Below are 19,386 nucleotides of genomic sequence, written 5' to 3'. Positions count from 1 at the left end.
GACATGACCGACCATAACACGCCCGACAACACCCCGGCGGACGGTACGCCCGAAGACCGGGCCACGCCGGCCGCCGGCTCGCCATCGCTGATCGAGCGGGCGGCCGGATCGTTCGATTTCCGCAAGCACATGCGCGCGCCCGTCGTGCCCGCCCGCCCGACGCCGCCTGCGCCAACCCCCGCGCCAACTCCGGTGGTGCAAAGCCCCGTGGAACCAGCGGTGGTCACGCCTGCCGTCGAACCGGCGCCCGCGTCGGAAGCCCTGGTAGCAACGCCGGCGCCGTTCGCGCCCGCCGCGCCGCAGGTGTTCGTCCCTGCGTCGGCAGATGAAACAGCGCCGCTCGACGGCATTCCGTCGCGCCAGAGGTTCAAAAAGCCCGCGCTCCCGATCGACCGGCGCCTGCTGCGCGAGCAATGCCTGATCGAGCCTGAAGGGCCGGTCAGCGCGCTGCTCGAGGAATTCCGCATCGTGAAGCGGCACCTGCTGCTGACCGCCGCGGACTCGCGCGCCGGCCGCACCGCGCGGCATGGCGAACGCATTCTCGTGTGCTCGGCCCATCCGGGCGAGGGCAAGACCTTCTGCGCGGTCAATCTCGCGCTGTCGATCGCCGCGGAAAAGGACAACGAGGTGCTGCTGGTCGATGCCGACTTCGCCAAGCCTTCGGTGCTGTCGACGCTCGGCCTGCCCGGTGGCCCCGGCCTGATGGACGCGCTGGCGGATCCAGAGGTGATGGTCGAGGAATGCATCATTCCAACCGACATTCCCGGGCTGTCGGTGCTGCCGGCTGGCAACCAGACGGGGTCCGACACCGAATACCTGGCGTCCGCCCGCACCCGCGCCATCCTCGACCGGCTGACCGAACAGGCGCCCAATCGCATCGTGATTTTCGACAGCCCACCCGCGCTCGCCGCCTCGCCGGCGTCGGAACTGGCGATGCATGTCGGGCAGGCGGTCATGGTGGTGCGCGCCAACGTCACCAGCGAAGCGGCGCTGCGCGATGCGGTCGGCATCCTGTCGGGTTGCGCCGATATCAAGCTGCTGCTCAACGGCACGCGCTTCTCGCCCACCGGCCGCCGGTTCGGCACCTACTATGGATACAAGGAATGAAACGAACTCGTTCCATTGTCCTGCCGGTGGTGATGGCCGGCCTGTCGCTGGCCGCCGCGCCGGGCGCGCTGGCGCAGTCGCTGTCGTACCAGTCAACCGACGACGACGGTGCTGCCGCGTCCGAAGGCGGGGGCGTCCAGCCGCGCGGCCATGTCGCGCGCGCCGGGTCCTCGGGCGTTCGCACCGTGATCCGCCCCTATATCGAGGTGGCGCAGAACCTGCTCGCACAGGTTACGCCCGGCAATGACCTCGTCACGTATACGACGCTCGCCGCTGGGGTGGATGCGACGCTGGGCGGGCGCCGCACGCAGGGCCAGGTCTCGGTCCGCTACGAACGCCGCTTCGTCGAGAAGGGCCGGATCGGGGATTCGGATACGATCGCCGGCCTCGCGCGCGTCTCGCACCAGCTCGTACCGCGCACGCTGAGCATCGAAGCAGGCGCGCTCGCGGCGCGCACGCGGGTCGAGGCCAACGGGTCGGCCTCGCTCAATCCGCTGTCGTTCAACGATTCGGTCAGCCAGGTCTATTCGGTCTATGCAGGACCAGCGCTGACCACGCATGTCGGCGAACTGGCGGTCAATGCCAACTATCTGGCGGGTTATACCAAGCTGACGCAGAAGAACGCGTACCAGCCGCTCGCCGGCCAACCGCGGGTCGACCTGTTCGACCACTCGGTCAGCCAGTCGGCGCAGGTCTCGGCCGGGGTCAAGCCGGGCGTGGTCCTGCCGGTCGGTCTCGTGGCCAGCGCAGGGTGGAACCGCGAGGACATTTCCAACCTCGATCAGCGGATCGACGACAAGCACGTCGGCCTGCAGGCCAGCCTGCCGGTGACGCGCTCGGCCGAACTCGTCGGCGACATCGGCTGGCAGCATGTCCAGGTCTCGTCGCGCGATGCCGTGCGGGATACGGCCGGTAACCCGGTGATCGGCGGCGATGGCCGCTATGTGACGGACAAGACCCGCCCGCGCCAGATCGCCTACGACAGCGATGGGCTGTTTTGGGACGTGGGCGTGATGTGGCGGCCAAGCCGGCGCACCTCGCTGTCGGCCTTCGTCGGGCGCCGCTACGACAGCACGACCTATTTCGGCAGCTTTTCCTATGCGCCCAACACGCGCAGCTCGCTCAACGTCTCGGTTTACGACGGCATCTCGGGCTTTGGGTCGAGCGTGACCAGCGCGCTGCAATCGGTGCCGACCGACTTCACCGCCGGTGCAGCGCTGGGCGGGGGCGGCCTGTCGGGCTGCGGCATCGGCGCGACGGGCGGGGGATGCGTCAACGGCGCCTTGTCGTCGGTCTCGTCCTCGGTGTTCCGCGCGCGCGGGGTCAACGCGACGTATGGTTTCGCGATGGGCCGGCTGCGGCTGGGCGTCGGTGCAGGCTATGTCCGCCGCCGCTTCATTGCCGCGCCGGGCACGGTGCTGGCACAGGCCAACGGCACGGTGGACGAGAGCCTCTATCTCGATGCCGGCATTTCCGGCCCGCTCGGGCGCGATGCCAGCTTCAGCGTCGCGGTCTACGATGCCTGGTACAAGAGCGGCACCGAGGTGCTGGGGCGCAGCAACGCCTATGGCGCTTATGCCTCGTATTTCCGGCGGCTGGCCGATCGCCTGACCGGTTCCGCCTCGGTCGGGATCGACGGGGTCAGCCGCGACCTGGCCCCGGATCAACTCAACGTGACGGGCCAGCTGGCCTTGCGCTATACGCTGTGACGGTGAAGGAGCGGCACGCCCATGTATGATGAATTCTACCGCCTCTCGGCCCGTCCGTTCCAGCTGACGCCCGACCCGGACTATTACTTCGAAAGCGCGACGCACAAGAAGGCGCTGTCGTATCTCGGCTATGGCCTGGCGCAGGGTGAGGGCTTCGTGGTCATCACCGGCGAGGTCGGTGCGGGCAAGTCGACGCTGGCCGCGCACCTGCTGGCCAGCATCGATCCCGAGCAGCTGACGGCCGCGCAGATCGTCACCAGCCGCCTCGACGGGCAGGAACTGGTGCACATGGCCGCGCGCGCCTTCGGCCTCGATGTGGCAGGGCACGACAAGGCGGGCGCACTGGCGCGGATCGAGGCGTTCCTGCACGACGAGGCGCGGGCGGGACGGCGCTGTCTGCTGGTGGTGGACGAGGCGCAGAACCTGTCGGTCGGCGCGCTCGAAGAGCTGCGCATGCTGTCGAACTTCCAGCTCGGTGCACATCCGCTGCTGCAGATCCTGTTGCTCGGCCAGCCTGAATTCCGCACGCTGCTGCAGCATTCGCCCGAACTCGAACAGCTGCGCCAGCGCGTGATCGCGACGCATCATCTGGCGCCGATGGGCGCCGAGGAAGTCGGCCCCTATGTCGAGCACCGGATGGTGCGCGCCGGGTGGAACGGCAATCCGGTGTTCGAGCCGCGCTTCTACGCCGACCTCGCCCGCGCCAGTGGCGGGGTGCCGCGCCGGATCAACCAGATTCTCAGCCGCGTGCTGCTGGCCGGGGCGATCGAGCAGCGCAACCGGATCGATGCCGGCCTGCTGCGCTCGGTGCTGGACGACATGGCGCAGGACAGCGCCGCGCCTGCGCCTGCCGCGCAGCCGCTTGCCCAGCCCGTGGCCCAGCCAGTGACGGTGCCAGCAGCCGCGCCCTCCGACGTGCCCGCGGCACAAGCCTTCGATTTCTCTGTGATCGAGGACGCGCTGGCACAGCGCGACGAGCAGATCGCCGAACTGCAGCAGGCGGTGATCGAGCTGGGCGATATGCGCAGCGCGCACGATGCCGAAGCCGCGACGGCTGCCGAAACCGAGGCGACGCACCGTCTGGCGATGGAGGAAGCGCTCGACGACGCGCTGGGACGGATCGACACGCTCGAGGCGCGGCTGGCCGAGCAGGAGCAGGCGATCCGCCACGTCCTGACCATGCTGATCGAGTGGTTCGAAAGCGACCGCCCGAAGCGCGCGGCCTGAGCGCTGGGGGAGGGGGACGCCATGAACGCGCCGGTTCGCAACGGCCTTTCGGTCGATGTCGAGGAATGGTTCCAGGTCGGCGCGTTCGAGAAGGTCATCGCTCCCACCGAGTGGGACGGCCTCGAATCGCGGGTCGAGCGCAACGTCATGGCGATCCTCGAGATGTTCGGTCGTGCCGGCGTGACCGGCACGTTCTTCACGCTCGGCTGGATCGCGGCCCGCCACCCGGCGCTGGTTCGCCGCATCGCCGAGGCCGGGCACGAGGTCGCGAGCCACGGCTGGGCGCATGACCGGGTCTTCATGCTCGATGCGCAGCGCTTCGCGGCCGATCTTGCCCGCGCGCGCGACGCGCTCGAACAGGCCAGCGGGCAGGCCGTGACGGGCTATCGCGCACCGAGCTTCTCGATCGACGCGCGCACGCCCTGGGCGCATCGCGTGCTGGCCGAGGCGGGCTATGCCTATTCCTCCAGCGTCGCGCCGATCGTCCACGATCACTATGGCTGGCGCGAGGCGCCGCGCTTCGCGTTCCGCCCGGTCGAAGGGCAGGCCATCCTCGAGATTCCGGTGACCACCGCCGAAGTCGTCGGCCGGCGCATGGCGGCAGGGGGTGGCGGATTCTTTCGCCTGTTTCCCTATGCCGTATCGCGCTGGGCGATCCGCCAGGTCAACGCCGGCGGGCATCCGGCCGCGTTCTATTTCCACCCGTGGGAGATCGACCCGGACCAGCCGCGCCGCGCCGATGCCCCGCTGCGCTCGCGCCTGCGCCACTACACCAACCTCTCGGTCATGGCCGGCAAGCTCGAGCGGCTGGTACGCGACTTCGCCTGGGATCGCATGGACGCCGTCGCGGCGCGCGAGGCGGCCCGGCTCGACGCCGTGGCGCCGGCACCCGCACGGATCGCGGCGTGAACGCGCCGTTCCGCCTGCCGCCGCCGGTGGTGCGCGAGGCCGGGCGCGATGATCGCGGCGCCTACGTGCGCTTCCTCGCGAATCAGGGCGATGCGACCGCCTTCCACGAACCGGCATGGATCGAAGCGGTCAGCGCCGCTACCGGGCATCGCAGCCGCCTGCTGCTGGCCGAACAGGCCGGGGTGATCGTCGCGGCCTTGCCGCTGCATGCGGTGTCCTCGGTCCTGTTTGGCAAGGCGCTGGTCTCGACCGGTTTTGCCGTGGGGGGCGGCATTCTTGGCAATGCCGATGCCGCGCCCGCGCTGCTGGCGGCCGCGCAAGGGTTGGCCGCCAGGACGCGCAGCCCCGGGATCGAGCTGCGCGGCGGTGTCATGCCGCAGGGTGCCGGCTGGCACGTCAAGCAGGACAGCCATGCCGGGTTCGTCATGGCGCTGGCCGCCGACGACGAGGCCCAGTTTCTGGCGGTGCCGCGCAAGCAGCGCGCCGAACTGCGAAAAGGTCTGGCCCACCACTTTTCGATCCGTGTCGGCCGCGGCCCGCGCGACCGCGCCTGGCATTACCGTGTCTATGGTGAATCGGTGCGCAACCTTGGTACGCCGGTGTTTCCGCGCCGGCTGTTTCGCGAAGTGCTCGAGCGGTTCGGCGACGATGCCGACATCCTGACCGTGCTGCACGACGGCGAGCCGCTCGCGAGCGTGCTCAGCCTCTATCATCGCGGCGCGGTGATGCCCTACTGGGGTGGCGGGGTGCAGGCGGCCCGCGCCCTGCGCGCCAACGACGTCATGTATTATGCGCTGATGAACCATGCGCGCGAGCGCGGGATGGAGCGCTTCGACTTCGGCCGGTCCAAGGTGGATTCGGGCGCCTATCACTTCAAGCGCAACTGGGGCTTTGCCCCGCAGCCCCTGTCCTACGCGCATTGGACCGCCGATGGCGCCCCGCCGCGCGACGTCAATCCGCTCAGCCCGCGCTACCAGGCCAAGATCCGCCTGTGGCAGAAACTGCCGCTGCCGGTCGCGAACCTCGTCGGCCCGCTGATCGCGCGGGGCCTGGCCTGAGCGCGATGGGCGAGATCCTTTTCCTGGCGCATCGCATCCCGTTCCCGCCGGACCGCGGCGACAAGATCCGCTCGCACCACATCCTGCGCCATCTCGCGGCCTTGGCGCCGGTCCACATCGGCTGCCTGGCCGACAGCGCGCAGGACATGGCGCACGAGGGCGAACTGGCCCGCGTGGCCGCAAGCCATTGCCTCGTGCGCCGGCGCGGCTCGCTGGCAGGGGCGGCGGTGTCCGCGCTGCTTTCGGGCAAGCCGATCAGCCTGACCGCGTTTTCATCGGGCAAGCTGGCGCGCTATGTCCGCCGAACGCTGGCGAACCGGCCGATCAGCGCGATCTTCGTGTTCTCCGGCCAGATGGCGCAATACGTGCCGCGCGATTTTGCCGGAACAGTCGTGATGGACTTCGTCGACGTCGATTCGGCCAAGTTCGGCGCCTATGGCCGCAGGCTTTCACCCGCCGCGCCTGCCCATTGGCGCGAGGCCTGGCTGCTGCGCCGCTATGAGGCCCGTGTGGCGCGGCGGGCGACCACCAGCCTGCTGGTCAGCGAGGACGAGGCCGCCCTGCTGCGCAGCCGGCTCGGCCGTGGCCCGCAGTCCGATATCCGCGCGATGGGCAACGGCATTGACGCGTCGTTCTTCGACCCCGCCGGGGTTCCGCCTGCCGCCGTCCTGCTCAAGGCCGGGCCGCAGATCGTCTTTACCGGGCAGATGGACTATCCGCCCAATGTCGAGGCGGTGACGCTGTTCGCGCGGTCGGTCATGCCGCTGATTCGTGGGCGCTTTCCGCACGCCCGGTTCTATGTCGTGGGCCGCGCGCCTAGCCCGGCGGTGCAGGCGCTCGACGGGTTGCACGGAACGCACGTGACCGGGGCGGTGCCCGATGTCCGGCCATGGCTGGCCGGCGCCGATCTCGTCGTCGCGCCGCTGCTGCTGGCGCGCGGAGTGCAGAACAAGGTGCTCGAGGCCATGGCCATGGCGCGGCCGGTCCTGCTCACGCCCGCCGCGGCAACGGGCATCGCCGCGCGCGATGGGGAGCATTTCGTGGTGTCGCCGCCATCGCCCGAGGAACTGGCTGCGCGTGCTGTCGGCCTGCTTGCGGATACGAACCGCGCGGACGCCCTGGGCCGTGCGGCACGCGCTTTCGTGGTGGAGCGTTGCGGTTGGGACGCGACGTTGGCCCCGCTCGCGGGCCTGATGGGACTGGAGCGTCGGTTTGGCCGCCGCCCCATCTGAATCTGGTATGCCTGAAGCCGCCATGGCTGACTATGCCGCTCCTCGACCTGGCATCGCGGCGTGGCGACGGACGGCGCCGTGGCTCGCGGTGTGCTGGCTGGCGCTCATCGTCCTGTTCCGCGGCGAATGGGTCGCCATGGCCGGGCAGTGGTGGGATTCCTCGACTTACAACCACATCCTGCTGGTGCCGCTGATCCTGGGCTGGCTGGTGTCGATGCGCTGGCGCGCGGTGCTGGCGATCGCGCCGCAGGGCTGGTGGCCCGGACTCGTTCTGTTCGCAGGTGCCGCCTTCGCATGGCTGCTTGGTGATCTGGCGGGCGTCGCGCTGCTGAGCCAGTTGGCAGCCGTGGTGATGCTGCAGGCCAGCTTCCTGGCGCTGGCCGGGCCGCGGGTGGGCGCCGCGCTGCTGTTTCCGCTCGCCTACATGCTGTTCCTCGTGCCCTTCGGCGATGAGTTCGTGCCGCTGCTCCAGCTCGTCACCGCGCGGATCGTCATGGCGCTGCTGCATCTGGCGGCCATCCCCGCGTCACTCGATGGCGTGTTCATCACCACGCCTGCCGGATACTTCAAGGTGGCCGAGGCATGCTCGGGCGTGAAGTTCCTGATCGCCATGATCGCCTATGGCACACTGGTCTGCCACGTCTGCTATCTGCGCTGGTCCCGCCGGGCCGCGTTCATGGCGCTGTCGCTCGTGGTGCCGGTGCTGGCCAACGGCGTGCGTGCTTGGGGCACGATCGTCATTGCCGGCTGGCGCGGCATCGCGTTCGCGGCCGGGTTCGATCACATTTTCTATGGCTGGATTTTCTTCGCCATCGTCATGGCCCTGACCGTCGCGGCCGGCGCGCCGTGGTTCGACCGCCCGCGCGATGCCGCTCCGGTCGATGCCGACACGATCCTTGCCAGCGCGTGGTTTTTTCGCCTTGCCGGTGCGCGGATCGATCACCGGATCGCATGTGCGGCTGCGATGGCGCTGGCCGCGCTGGCACTGGGTTGGTCGCAGGCCGCGTCTGCCTTGAGGGCGCCGCTCCCCCCGCGCATCGACTTGCCAGAGGTGCGCGGCTGGCACCGCGTCTCGGTGACCCCGGGCTACCCCTGGTGGCCGCGCCACGCTGGCGCCGACCATCGCTTGCGTGGGCGCTATGCCGATACGCAGGGCCATGTCGTCGACGTGTCCTTCGCGCTTTATGCCGCGCAAGGCGAGGGGCGCGAGGCGGCAGGGTTCGGCGAGGGCGCCGTGCCGCCCGGCAGCGGCTGGTCGTGGGAGCGGCCCGGCCCTGTCATTGCCGGCGGGGCGGGGGCGATGATCGAGGCGCCAGGGCCGGTGCGCTTGCTGACCGAGACGTGGTATCGCCAGGGCCGCTACCTGGGCGGCAGCAACGCCGCGCTGCGGCTGCACACGATGGCAGGCCGCCTGACCTTGCGCGCGCGGCCGACTTCGGCCTTGATCGTCGCCGGGCCTCGCGCCGAGGATGTCGCGACCTTCGTCGCGGCGACCGGGCCGCTAGGGGTTTGGATCGACCGGATCGCCGCCGGACACAGGGAATAGGGGCAGGCATATGTGCGGCATCGCCGGGATCTTTCACACCCAGGGGCTCAAGCCCGTCGATCCGGCGCGGCTGCAGGCGATGGGCGACGTCATCGCGCATCGCGGACCCGACGGGGAGGGGGTGTGGACCGCACCCGGCGTCGGGCTTGGCCATCGTCGCCTGTCGATCATCGACCTTGCCGGCTCGCCGCAGCCGATGGCGAGCCATGACGGCGGCGCGATGCTGGTCTTCAACGGCGAGATCTACAATTACCGCGAATTGCGCCAGGAACTGCGCGCGGCGGGCGCCACGTTCCGCACCGATGGCGACAGCGAAGTCATCCTGGCCGCCTGGCAGCACTGGGGCGTCGGCTGTCTCGAGCGGTTCAACGGCATGTTCGCCTTCGCGCTCTACGATCTGCGCGCCCGTACGCTGCTATTGGCGCGCGACCGCCTGGGCGTGAAGCCGCTGCACATGGCGACGCTGGCCGATGGCAGCGTGATCTTCGGGTCCGAACTCAAGCAATTGCTGGCGCATCCCATGCTGCGCCGCACGATCGACCCGCTGGCGATCGAGGACTTCATGGCGTGGGGTTTCGTGCCCGATCACCGCGCGATCCTGACCGGCGTGGAGAAGCTGCCCGCCGGGCACTACCGCCTTCTGCGCCATGATGCCTCGCCGCCGCCGTCGGTACGCTGGTGGGACGTCTCTTTCACCGAGCGCGTGACCGCGCGCGAAAAGGACCTCGAGGCCCATCTGCTCGAACGCCTACGCCAGGCGGTGACATCGCGCATGGCGGCGGACGTGCCGCTCGGCGCGTTCCTGTCGGGCGGGGTGGACAGCTCGAGCGTCGTCGCGCTGATGGCCGAGGCCAGCGCCGACCCGGTCAAGACCTGCTCGATTGGCTTCGATGTCGCCGCGCTCGACGAGACCAGCTGGGCCGGCGCCGTCGCGCGCCAGTTCGGGACCGAGCATCATGCGCGCACGGTGTCCGCCGGCGACTTCACGCTGGTCGACCGGCTCGTCACGATGTTCGACGAGCCGTTCGCCGACGCCTCCGCACTGCCGACCTTCCGCGTCTGCGAACTGGCGCGCGAGCACGTGACGGTGGCGCTCTCGGGCGACGGCGCGGACGAGGCCTTCGCCGGCTATCGGCGGCAGGTGTTCCAGCATCGCGAGGAGCAGGTGCGCGGCCTCGTCCCCGCCGGCTTGCGCGCGCCGCTGTTCGGCATGCTGGGAAGGCTCTATCCCAAGGCCGACTGGGCGCCGCGCCCGCTGCGGGCAAAGACCACGCTGCTCAGCCTCGCCGAGGATGGTGAGGCGGGATACGTGCGCGCGCTGTCGGTCGCGGGGCCGGGCTTGCGCGACGCGCTCACCACCCCCGAATTCAAAGCCCTGCGCAAGGATTACCGCGCCGAGCAGCCGGTGCTCGACCTGATGCGCGCGGCGCCGGCGCGCAGCGGACTGGACCGCGCGCAATATGCCGATCTGAAGTTCATGCTGCCCGGCGACATCCTCACCAAGGTCGATCGCACCAGCATGGCTGCCAGCCTCGAGGCGCGCGAGCCCTTGCTCGACCACCGGCTGATCGAGTTCGCCGCCCGGCTGCCCGAGGCGATGCGCGTCCATCGCGGCACCGGCAAGTGGCTGATAAAGCGCACCATGCGCCGCTACCTGCCCGACGACGTGCTGTTCCGCCCCAAGATGGGCTTCGTCACCCCGATCGCTGCCTGGCTGCGCGGCCCGCTGGCCGGCGAGGCCGGGGCCATCGGACAGTCCGGCCCACTCGCCCGCACCGGCTGGTTCGATGCGGCAAGGATTCGCGAGTTGGCCGATTCGCACGCCTCTGGCCGCGCCGACCACAGCCGCATCTTGTGGCAATTGATCATGCTGGAAAGAAGTCTGGGCTGCCTGGATTCTTCCCTGCTTGCATAGGCTTGCGCGGGGCGCTGCGTGTCGGGCTGTTACCGTCGATGGTAAACGGTAAGGTGATCTAAACCATTTTGGACTTAGACCACCGGAGTAATCCACTGCGCCGACGGTCCATGCGAAACTTTTTGCGATCCCCGATTGGAATATCGCTGCTGCTGAGCCTGGCGCTTCTGCCGACCTGGTTCATCGGGCTGGGCGAAGTCGTGGCGCACGTCTACTGGAACATGGCCTTCAACGTGGTCTCGCGTTCGGCCTCGCCGTCGTACGTCATCGTCTCGGTCGACGGGATGGAGGACCTCGATACCGCCGCCGAAGCCAAGATCATCGACGAACTGCGCCGCCAGATGCCGCGCAGGGTGTTCTGGGACGTCAATATCCCCTACGGGCTCGATGCATCGGGCGATGCGAAGTTGGCGAATGCCATCGCAAGTTACGGCAGCGACTTCGCTTTCGTGAGCCGCGCGCCCCAAGGCAATCACAAGACGGGTTCGAATTATCGCTTCCCGCCTGATGTGCTGACCCGGGGACATCCGATCTACCTGTCTTCGTGGAACGACAACTTCATCCATGCGGTCGTGTCGGCACCCTCTGCGGTGTCGGTGCAAGGGCGCACGTTCAAGACGCTGCCGGTCGGTCTCGCCGCCAACGCGCAGGACTTTTCGGGCACGATCTATCCCGACTTCTCGCTCGATCCCGAAACAATCGCGCATGTTTCGGCACAGGCGCTGGTGACAGGCAGTGCCCATCCCGGGCTGTTCTCGGGCCGTACGGTCATTGTGACCGCCACGAACAATGCCACGCCCATGCGTTATCTCGGCCATGCGGTGAGCCCGCCGGTTGCGCATGACATTGCAGGCGCCGAGGCTCTCAGCAAGCCGCTGAACATCAATGGCACGTTCGTGCCGCTGCTGCTCCTGGCGGTTGGCCTGACCTTCCTTGCGCGACGCACGAAGAGCGCTTGGCGCCGCAACCTGATCGGATTGGCCGCGACGATCGCCGTCGTCGTCCTGCCGGTTGCCTTTCGGCGTGTCGGTATCGTTCTCGATCCCGAAGCGGCCATCATGTATTTGGTGTGTTATGGCACGATCCGCGTGTGGCAACTGCGCACGCGGCGTATCCAGCAGACCAGCGTCTCGGGCCTGCCAAACTTCCTGGCATTGTCTGCCCATCCGGTCGAAGTCGGTCGCGATGTGATCGTTGCCGTGGTTGCCCGCTACGAGGAGATCCTGGCTACGCTTCCGAAAGACTTGCACGGCGAATGCGCGAACCAGATCGCGCGACGCCTGTCGGTCGGTTCGGGGGCAGGGCAAGTCTATCACAGCGACGGCGGCCATTTCGCCTGGACCGAAGAGGCGCGTCCGCTCGAGATTCAGCTCAGTCATCTGGAAGGCCTGCGCGCGCTGTTCTCAGCGCCGCTGCAGGTCGGATCCATGACCTTCGATACCAACATCCACTTCGGTCTGGATCGCAACGAGGGGATTGATTCGCTGACGCGGGTGAACTCCGCACTGGCCAGCGCCAACGACGCTCTCGGTAACGGCCGCGCGGTCGAGGTCTTCGAGGCGCATCGCCTGGCCGAAGCACCATGGGAACTGTCGCTCCACGCACGCATCGACGAAGGTCTGCGCAATGGAGACATCTGGCTGGCGTTCCAGCCGCAATGGGATTTCCGTGCCCAGCGCGTCTCGGGCGCGGAGGCATTGATCCGCTGGAACCACCCGACGCGCGGATTCATCCCGCCCGATCAGTTCATCCTGCATGCCGAACGCGCGGGTCGTATCGATGCACTGACGTATTGGGTGCTCGAAGAAGCCATCACCGCTGCGCTTGCCATGAACGCCATGGGCCAGCGTTTCCAGATGAGCATCAATCTCTCGGCACAGATGGTCGACAAGAGCGACCTGGTCGGAAACTTCCGGGAAATCGTCAGTCGTCGCAAGATCGATCCGTCGCTGCTCACGATCGAGATCACCGAAACCTCCAGCCTCAGCAACCGCGCCAGCGCCATCAGCAATCTGACCAAGCTGCGTGAGCTGGGGTTCCGACTGTCCATCGACGATTTCGGGACCGGCGAAGCGAGTTTGGCTTACCTCGCGGATCTGCCCAGCGACGAACTGAAAATCGACCGTCGCTTCGTATCCCGCATCCTGGCAAGCGACCGCGATCGGGCGATCGTCACCACCACCGTGGCGCTCGCTCACGCGCTTGGCCAGATGGTTGTCGCGGAAGGCGTGGAGGACGAAGCGACCTTCCGTCTTTTGTCGGCCCTGGGATGCGACCAGGCTCAAGGCTTCTATCTGAGCAAGCCGCAGCCGTTCGACGTCTTTTTTCGAGACTATCAAACCCTGTCGGGCCGCCAGATCAACGCGGTCTGACGTCCCGCCAAGCCAGGGTTTTCTCCCATTACCCCTGCATTGCAGCCCCGCCACACTGCGTGGACGGGGCCAAAGATCGTGCCATTTTGGGATAAAAACTGGGCACCAAGGGGCCGGGGCAAAAGGTTAAATCTTGTTAACTACATCCTTTAGTGATACTCCGGAGACCTAACCGTGGATGGAGGAATTTATGATCCGTTGGATGTTCGGCCAGTGATGCCGACTGCGCGAATTGCCTGATTTAAGCTGTTTTACTGCTCCGATCTTGCGATAACCGCGCAGTATAAAAACAAAGCCCGCAACGTCAGCGTTGCGGGCTTTTCTGTATCCAGACTGTCCGAATTGGGCGGTCAGCCATCCTCGTGACCATGGCCGGCTGCCAGATACTCCTGGCTCTGCATTTCCATCAGGCGGCTTACTGTCCGTTCGAATTCGAATCGGCCGTCGCCTGATTCGTAAAGGTTAACGGGTTCGGCGTCGGCGGTGGCGATCAGCTTGACCTTGTGTTCGTAAAGTGCGTCGATCAGCGTCACGAAGCGCGCGGCCTCGTTGCGCTGTTCGGGGCCGAGGCGTGGGATCGCGACGATGATGACGGTGTGATAGGCGCGCGCGATCGCGAGATAGTCGGCCGCACCGCGGGCCTCGGCGCAGAGGCGCTTGAAGCTAAACACGGCAACGCCCTTGAGGCTCTTGGGCACGTGCAGCATGCGGCCCCCGCCAAGGTCGAGGTCGGCGCTGGGCACGTTGGCGCTGTCCTCTGGCGCGAAATCGGTCAGGCGGAAGAAGGCCTCGCGTACCGCCTCGGTCGAGGCCGGGCCGATGGGCACGTGCCAGGTCCCCACGCCCTGCAGGCGTTCGAGCCGGTAATCGACCGGGCCGTTAAGCGCGAGCACGTCGAGCCGCTGCTCGACCAGCGCGATGAACGGCAGGAAATGCTCACGGTTGAGCCCGTTCTTGTAAAGCTCGGACGGGGCGCGGTTGGAGGTGGTGACAATCACCGTGCCGTGGTCGACGATCAGCGCGGTGAACAGCCGGCTCATGATCATGGCGTCGGCGCTGTTGTTGACGACCATCTCGTCGAAGCACAGCACCTTGCATTCGCCGGCGATGCTGGCGGCGACCGGAGGGATCGGATCGCCGGTCTCGGTCAGCCGCGCCTCGCGCAGGCGGGCGTGGACGTCGAGCATGAAGGCGTGGAAGTGGGCGCGGCGCTTTGGGCCGGCCGCATCCCCGAGGTTGTGATAGAACAGGTCCATCAGCATCGACTTGCCGCGCCCGACGCCGCCCCACATATAGAGCCCGCGCGGTGCCGGCGGCGCCTTTGCGCCCAGCAGACGGCCGAACAGCCCGGGGGCAGGGGCCGGGTTTTCCAGTTCCTGCTGCAGCGCGTCGAGACGTGCGGCGGCGGCCTTCTGCTCGGGATCGGGGCGCAACTCGCCCGAGGCGACAAGGGCGGCGTAGCGGTCAGAGATGCGGGTCATCGAACAACGGCCTTTTGGCGGGATACGAAAACGCCGGCCGGGGGGACCGGCCGGCGTTCGAAGATGGACGCGAAGAGGTTGGGCTGGTTGCGGATCAGATCGCGCGCTCGGCCTGCATCTTCTTGATTTCGGCGATCGCGCGCGCCGGCGACAGACCCTTGGGGCACACGTTGGCGCAGTTCATGATCGTGTGGCAGCGATAGAGACGGAACGGATCCTCAAGCTCGTCGAGGCGCTCGCCAGTCATCTCGTCGCGGCTGTCAGCCAGCCAGCGATAGGCCTGCAGAAGGATTGCCGGGCCGAGGAACTTGTCTGAATTCCACCAGTAGCTCGGGCACGAGGTCGAGCAGCAGGCGCAAAGGATGCACTCGTACAGCCCGTCGAGCTTCTCGCGCTGTTCCGGGCTCTGCAGCCGCTCCTTGCCCGAAGGCGTGGGCGACACGGTCTGCAGCCAGGGACGGATCGAGGCGTACTGCGCGTAGAAGTGCGTGAAGTCGGGGACCAGGTCCTTGATCACCTGCATGTGCGGCAGCGGCGTGATGCGGATCTCGCCCTTGAGGTCCTCGATCGCGGTGGTGCAGGCGAGGCCGTTGCGGCCGTTCATGTTCATCGCGCAGGAACCGCAGATGCCCTCGCGGCACGAACGGCGGAAAGTGAGCGTGGGATCCTGCTCGCCCTTCATCTTGATCAGCGCGTCAAGCACCATCGGGCCGCAGGTGTCGAGATCGATCTCGAAGGTGTCGTAGCGCGGGTTTTCACCGCTGTCCGGGTCATAGCGATAGACCTTGAACTTCTTGATCTTGCCTTGCGTCGGCGCCGCATGGTGGCGGGCCTTGCCGGTGATCGTGGAGTTCTTGGGGAGCGTGAAAGTCGCCATAACCGGATCCTGTGAACTGGGCCGTCGCCCGACAACGGCCGGACCGGCTTCGATGAGTCGTCCTTAGCGCAAACGCAGCATGGGGCAAGGGGGGAGTGCCCAGCCTGCACCATGGTCCGTGATGCGGGGGCCGGGGTGTGCCCAAGAGACTTGTTTCAACCCGGCAGTTGCCGCGATGCGGCATGAACCTGAGCCCGCCGGCTATCAGCCGCGCCGGGCCGTGGGCCGGCTGCCGATCGCATCCAGCGCATCGGCATTGTCGCGTCCCCAGGCATAAAGCATCTCGACCGGTTCGACGAAGCGTCGCCCCAGTGCCGTGAGGGCATATTCGACCGCCGGCGGCACGACACTCTGCACCTCGCGGGTCAGGAGGCCGCTGTCCTCCATTTCGCGAAGCGTCTGGGTCAGCATCTTCTTGGAGATGCCGGGCAAGCTGCGCAGCAGTGCCCCGGTGCGGGCACGCCCGGCGTGGCGTGCGTGCAGCGTGTGCAGCACCATGCTCGTCCACTTGGTGGCGAAAAGGGCGAGCACGCGGCGCGGTGCGCAATCCTCGCGCCAGTCGGCTTCGGGCGAGCCAGGTTGCATCGGTTGGTTCCTTCTTGGTGCCCAGGTTCCGGTTTGGTGCCTTCTAGAAGCCGGCACCCCGGCTGCCTAGCTGCGTTGCCGAACGGATCACAGGAGAACAGGATCATGAGCAAGAGCGCCCTTATCGTCGGGTCGAGCGGCATCGTCGGCAGTGCGGCGGCCGACCTGCTGAACGCGCGCGGCTGGACCGTCCACGGCCTGACCCGCAGCGGCGCGTCGCAGCCCGGCGTCGTCCCGCTGGCGGCGGACTTGCGCGACGGTGCGGCGACGCAGGCCGCGCTCGCCGGCATCGACCCCGACCTCGTGATCGTCGCGACATGGCTGCGCCAGCCATCGGAGGCGGAGAACATCGCGGTGAACGGGGCGATGGTGCGCAACCTGCTGGACGGGTTGCGCCGGCCGACGCGGGCGCGCCACGTCGCGCTGGTCACCGGCCTCAAGCACTATCTCGGGCCGTTCGAGGCCTATGGCCAAGGCGTGCTGCCGCAGACCCCGTTCCGCGAGGAGCAGGGGCGGCTCGACGTCGAGAACTTCTATTATGCACAGGAAGATGCCGTATTCGCGGCCGCCGCGCGCGACGGGTTCAGCTGGAGCGTGCATCGTCCGCACACGATCATCGGCAAGGCGGTGGGCAACGCCATGAACATGGGCACGACCCTCGCGACGTATGCCGTGCTCTGCCGCGAGACGGGACGTCCGTTCCGCTTTCCCGGCTCCGCGGCGCAATGGGCGGGCCTGACCGACATGACCGATGCGAGCCTGCTTGGCGAGCACCTGCTATGGGCCGCGGAAACGCCCGGCGCGCATGACGAGGCGTTCAACGTGGTCAATGGCGACGTCTTCCGCTGGCAATGGATGTGGGGGCGGATCGCCGCATGGTTCGGGATCGAGCCGGCGCCATTCGACGGCGAGGTCATGCCGCTGGAGCAGCAGATGGCGGACGACGCGCCTATCTGGCGCGCGCTGGCCGAGCGGGAAGGGCTGGCCGAGCCTGACCTCGCGCGGCTCGCCTCGCCCTGGCACACCGACGCCGACCTCGGCCGGCCGATCGAGGTCGTGACTGACATGGGCAAGAGCCGCGCGCTGGGCTTTACCGGCTATCGATCCACCGACGCGGCGTTCTACGCCTTGTTCGAGCGGCTGCGGGCGGAGCGCCTCATTCCGTGATCCGGAAGCGCCGCTGCGCATGGGCGTGGCGGCGTCAAATCCCGATGCCGTGCATATTGGTGCCAAATCATGTGTTTGGTGTGATGGGGCGCTCTGGACTTGGCCTCGTGCGCCAGTAAGCTTCCGCAACATTGCAAGCGGGGGCAGGTGTGAAGGCAAAGACGAAATCGCCGTGGCGGATCTTGGGGGCGAGCGGCGGCCTGAGCTTGATCCTGGCGGGCATGCTTGTGGCCGGTCCGGCGCGGGCGGAAGAGGCCAAGGCCGCTGCCAGTGCTGCGCCGCCACTCGCGACCGGGGCAGCCCCGGCGGCTGGCCCTTTGCCCGCGCTGGCGTTCGCCCGCTTGCCGTTCTTTGCCGACGGGGAGATTTCCGCCGATGGTCAATCCTTCGCCGGCAAACTGGTTATCGGTGGTACGCAGCTTCTCGGCGTAAGGCACCTTTTCGATGCGGCGGCCAAGCCGCTCTACCTGCGACTGCCCGAAACCGACGAGCTCGACTGGGTCCGCTGGGTCAACAAGGATTTCGTCATTGCCGGCATGCGGGCGCTGTTGCCGTTGGGTGGCCCCGAAAAGGCCTATGTGCGGCGGATCATGGTGGTCGACCTGCGCAGCGGCAAGGCAACGATCCTGCTGCGTGACCTCATGGGCCAGAACGGGGGTGACCTGTTGTGGGTGGCGCGAGACGGAACCCCGCAGATCCTCGTCGCGGCGCAAAACTCGATCTATCTCGACGAGAACTTTTTCCCGACGGTCTATCGCATCAACCTCGAGACCGGCCGACGTGTCGTGGTCCAAGCCGCCCGCTCGGGAATCTACCGATGGATTGCGGATGGCAATGGCGTGGTGCGCGCAGGGATCGGCACCGCGGACGACGGGCGGTCTTCCCGATTGCTCTATCGCGGGAGTGAGGCCACCAGCGCACTCGTGACGATCGATCGCGCCAATAGCCGGGCGAACGAAAGCGTCATCGTGCCGATCGCCTTCGTGCCCGGTGGAGACCATGCCGTCGTGGATATCGTCAACGACGATGTCGAGGGTCTTTACGAGATGGACATGCGCACCCACCAAAAGGTGCGAACCCTGTACCAGGCGCAGCGGGGCATCGAGATCGACCGGATCAATGTGTCCGAAGATCAGACGACAGTGTTGGGCATCAGTCTGTCGAGCGAGCCCGGCAAGACGCGTTGGCTGGCTCCGGCAATGGCCTCGCTCCAGGAGCAGTTCGACAAGTCGGTGACGGGCCGCAATGTCGATGCGCGGATCGTCAGCATGAATGCCGACCGGACATCCATGCTGCTCGTGCTCGACAGCGCGAGCACGCCCGGCGCGCTCTATTACTTCAACGTCGAATCCGGCGCGATGCAGCGAATTGCGGTGATGAACGATACGTTGCGGCAGCGTCCGATGGCGCCGGTACGGACTGTTCGCTACAAGGCGCGCGACGGATTGGAAATCGAGGCAGTGCTGACGCTGCCCGGCGACAGGCCTGCGCATGACTTGCCGATCGTAATGTTCCCGCACGGCGGCCCATGGGCCCACGACGCGCCGGGCTGGGACTATATGGCGCAATACATGGCCAATCTGGGCTATGCCGTGATGCAACCCAATTTTCGCGGTTCGACAGGATACGGACCCACCTTTCTCAAGCGCGGGGAAGGCCAGATGGGCCTCGCCATGCAGGACGACATCACCGATGGCCTCAAGTGGGCTGCCGAGCAGGGCATTGCGGATGCCAAGCGCGCCTGCATCGTCGGCGCGTCGTATGGCGGCTATGCGACGATGTGGGGGCTGGCCAAGGATCCCGATCTCTATCGCTGCGGGGTTTCGATCTCGGGCGTCGCCAGCTTGCGACGCGAAGTGAACGACTTTGGCAACTCGTTGATGAGTGGCAAGTACACGGATGACTGGAAGGCGATGACGCCCGACTTCGCTGCGGTGTCGCCGCTCAATGCCGTGGCGCGGATCAAGGCACCGCTCATGCTGATCCACGGCCGCAATGACGTGACGGTGAACGTCTCGCATTCGGATTCGATGGCCAGCCGGATGCGTGCGGCCGGAAAGACGGTCGACTATCTCTCGCTGCCGATGGCCGACCACTACTTCACCCGAGAGGCGGATCGCGAAGCCATGCTGGCCGGCATCGGCACCTGGTTGAAGAAATACAACCCGTAGTCCGGCCGATACCCGATACCTGAGGAGCGT

14 protein-coding genes are annotated in these 19,386 nt (G+C 67.3%); 11 read left to right on the top strand and 3 right to left on the bottom strand.

Annotation, left to right across the window (positions count from 1 at the left end; genetic code table 11):
- The first annotated feature begins 3 nt into the window (after positions 1-3).
- The 9 genes from V7Q48_RS09315 (at position 4) to V7Q48_RS09275 (ending at position 13,075) form a co-directional block, all read left to right on the top strand.
- The gene (locus V7Q48_RS09315) at positions 4-1,107 is read left to right on the top strand and encodes an AAA family ATPase (protein WP_333837744.1); all 1,104 of its coding nucleotides are present in this window, start codon (positions 4-6) and stop codon (positions 1,105-1,107) included.
- Positions 1,104-2,816: a preprotein translocase subunit YajC gene (locus tag V7Q48_RS09310; protein ID WP_333837743.1), complete on the top strand. Its 1,713-nt coding sequence runs from the start codon at positions 1,104-1,106 to the stop codon at positions 2,814-2,816. Before V7Q48_RS09315 ends, V7Q48_RS09310 begins: the two co-directional genes overlap by 4 nt.
- A gap of 21 nt (positions 2,817-2,837) precedes the next feature.
- Positions 2,838-4,043 carry an XrtA/PEP-CTERM system-associated ATPase gene (locus tag V7Q48_RS09305; RefSeq protein ID WP_333837742.1) on the top strand — a complete coding sequence of 402 codons (1,206 nt, stop codon included), beginning with the start codon at positions 2,838-2,840 and terminating at the stop codon, positions 4,041-4,043.
- A 21-nt stretch (positions 4,044-4,064) separates the two neighbouring features.
- Positions 4,065-4,952, top strand: a complete 888-nt coding sequence (locus V7Q48_RS09300; RefSeq protein WP_333837741.1) for an XrtA system polysaccharide deacetylase — start codon at positions 4,065-4,067, stop codon at positions 4,950-4,952.
- Positions 4,949-6,010, top strand: coding sequence for a FemAB family XrtA/PEP-CTERM system-associated protein (locus tag V7Q48_RS09295; protein ID WP_442947114.1), 1,062 nt, complete (start codon positions 4,949-4,951; stop codon positions 6,008-6,010). The genes V7Q48_RS09300 and V7Q48_RS09295 overlap by 4 nt, the downstream gene beginning before the upstream one ends.
- A 5-nt stretch (positions 6,011-6,015) precedes the next feature.
- A complete protein-coding gene (locus V7Q48_RS09290; RefSeq protein ID WP_333837740.1) occupies positions 6,016-7,242 on the top strand; it encodes a TIGR03087 family PEP-CTERM/XrtA system glycosyltransferase in 1,227 nt (408 codons plus the stop codon).
- Between the two features lie 22 nt (positions 7,243-7,264).
- Positions 7,265-8,788, top strand: coding sequence for an exosortase A (gene xrtA / locus V7Q48_RS09285; protein ID WP_333837739.1), 1,524 nt, complete (start codon positions 7,265-7,267; stop codon positions 8,786-8,788).
- Positions 8,789-8,798: 10 nt separating this feature from the next.
- Entirely contained in the window at positions 8,799-10,703 is a 1,905-nt protein-coding gene (locus tag V7Q48_RS09280) for an XrtA/PEP-CTERM system amidotransferase (RefSeq protein ID WP_333837738.1), read from the top strand.
- A gap of 284 nt (positions 10,704-10,987) precedes the next feature.
- Positions 10,988-13,075, top strand: a complete 2,088-nt coding sequence (locus tag V7Q48_RS09275; protein WP_333837737.1) for an EAL domain-containing protein — start codon at positions 10,988-10,990, stop codon at positions 13,073-13,075.
- Between the two features lie 350 nt (positions 13,076-13,425).
- On the opposite strand, the gene zapE is transcribed toward V7Q48_RS09275, so the two are convergent.
- The 3 genes from zapE to V7Q48_RS09260 all read right to left on the bottom strand — a co-directional run bounded on the left by zapE (position 13,426) and on the right by V7Q48_RS09260 (position 16,018).
- Complete coding sequence (gene zapE / locus V7Q48_RS09270) at positions 13,426-14,556, bottom strand: cell division protein ZapE (protein WP_333837736.1); 1,131 nt, start codon at positions 14,554-14,556, stop codon at positions 13,426-13,428.
- Positions 14,557-14,650: 94 nt separating this feature from the next.
- A complete protein-coding gene (locus V7Q48_RS09265; protein ID WP_333837735.1) occupies positions 14,651-15,433 on the bottom strand; it encodes a succinate dehydrogenase iron-sulfur subunit in 783 nt (260 codons plus the stop codon).
- A gap of 204 nt (positions 15,434-15,637) precedes the next feature.
- Positions 15,638-16,018: a winged helix-turn-helix transcriptional regulator gene (locus V7Q48_RS09260; protein ID WP_333837734.1), complete on the bottom strand. Its 381-nt coding sequence runs from the start codon at positions 16,016-16,018 to the stop codon at positions 15,638-15,640.
- A 105-nt stretch (positions 16,019-16,123) separates the two neighbouring features.
- Between V7Q48_RS09260 and V7Q48_RS09255 the strand changes: the two genes are divergently transcribed.
- Entirely contained in the window at positions 16,124-17,185 is a 1,062-nt protein-coding gene (locus tag V7Q48_RS09255; RefSeq protein ID WP_333837733.1) for an SDR family oxidoreductase, read from the top strand.
- Positions 17,186-17,391: 206 nt separating this feature from the next.
- Positions 17,392-19,356: an alpha/beta hydrolase family protein gene (locus V7Q48_RS09250; RefSeq protein ID WP_333837732.1), complete on the top strand. Its 1,965-nt coding sequence runs from the start codon at positions 17,392-17,394 to the stop codon at positions 19,354-19,356.
- The last annotated feature ends 30 nt before the right edge of the window (positions 19,357-19,386 follow it).

It is taken from the genome of Novosphingobium sp. (assembly GCF_036803765.1).
GTDB lineage: Bacteria > Pseudomonadota > Alphaproteobacteria > Sphingomonadales > Sphingomonadaceae > Novosphingobium.
Note: the sequence above shows the minus strand (reverse complement) of the source record. Positions and strands in the feature narration are given on the sequence as shown.

Bases quoted from the DNA above. Each gene is read 5' to 3' on its own strand.
- V7Q48_RS09315 (WP_333837744.1), top strand. From the start codon at position 4: ATGACCGACCATAACACGCCCGACAACACCCCGGCGGACGGTACGCCC.
- V7Q48_RS09310 (WP_333837743.1), top strand. From the start codon at position 1,104: ATGAAACGAACTCGTTCCATTGTCCTGCCGGTGGTGATGGCCGGCCTG.
- V7Q48_RS09305 (WP_333837742.1), top strand. From the start codon at position 2,838: ATGTATGATGAATTCTACCGCCTCTCGGCCCGTCCGTTCCAGCTGACG.
- V7Q48_RS09300 (WP_333837741.1), top strand. From the start codon at position 4,065: ATGAACGCGCCGGTTCGCAACGGCCTTTCGGTCGATGTCGAGGAATGG.
- V7Q48_RS09290 (WP_333837740.1), top strand. From the start codon at position 6,016: ATGGGCGAGATCCTTTTCCTGGCGCATCGCATCCCGTTCCCGCCGGAC.
- xrtA (WP_333837739.1), top strand. From the start codon at position 7,265: ATGGCTGACTATGCCGCTCCTCGACCTGGCATCGCGGCGTGGCGACGG.
- V7Q48_RS09280 (WP_333837738.1), top strand. From the start codon at position 8,799: ATGTGCGGCATCGCCGGGATCTTTCACACCCAGGGGCTCAAGCCCGTC.
- V7Q48_RS09275 (WP_333837737.1), top strand. From the start codon at position 10,988: ATGGAGGACCTCGATACCGCCGCCGAAGCCAAGATCATCGACGAACTG.
- zapE (WP_333837736.1), bottom strand. From the start codon at position 14,556: ATGACCCGCATCTCTGACCGCTACGCCGCCCTTGTCGCCTCGGGCGAG.
- V7Q48_RS09265 (WP_333837735.1), bottom strand. From the start codon at position 15,433: ATGGCGACTTTCACGCTCCCCAAGAACTCCACGATCACCGGCAAGGCC.
- V7Q48_RS09260 (WP_333837734.1), bottom strand. From the start codon at position 16,018: ATGCAACCTGGCTCGCCCGAAGCCGACTGGCGCGAGGATTGCGCACCG.
- V7Q48_RS09255 (WP_333837733.1), top strand. From the start codon at position 16,124: ATGAGCAAGAGCGCCCTTATCGTCGGGTCGAGCGGCATCGTCGGCAGT.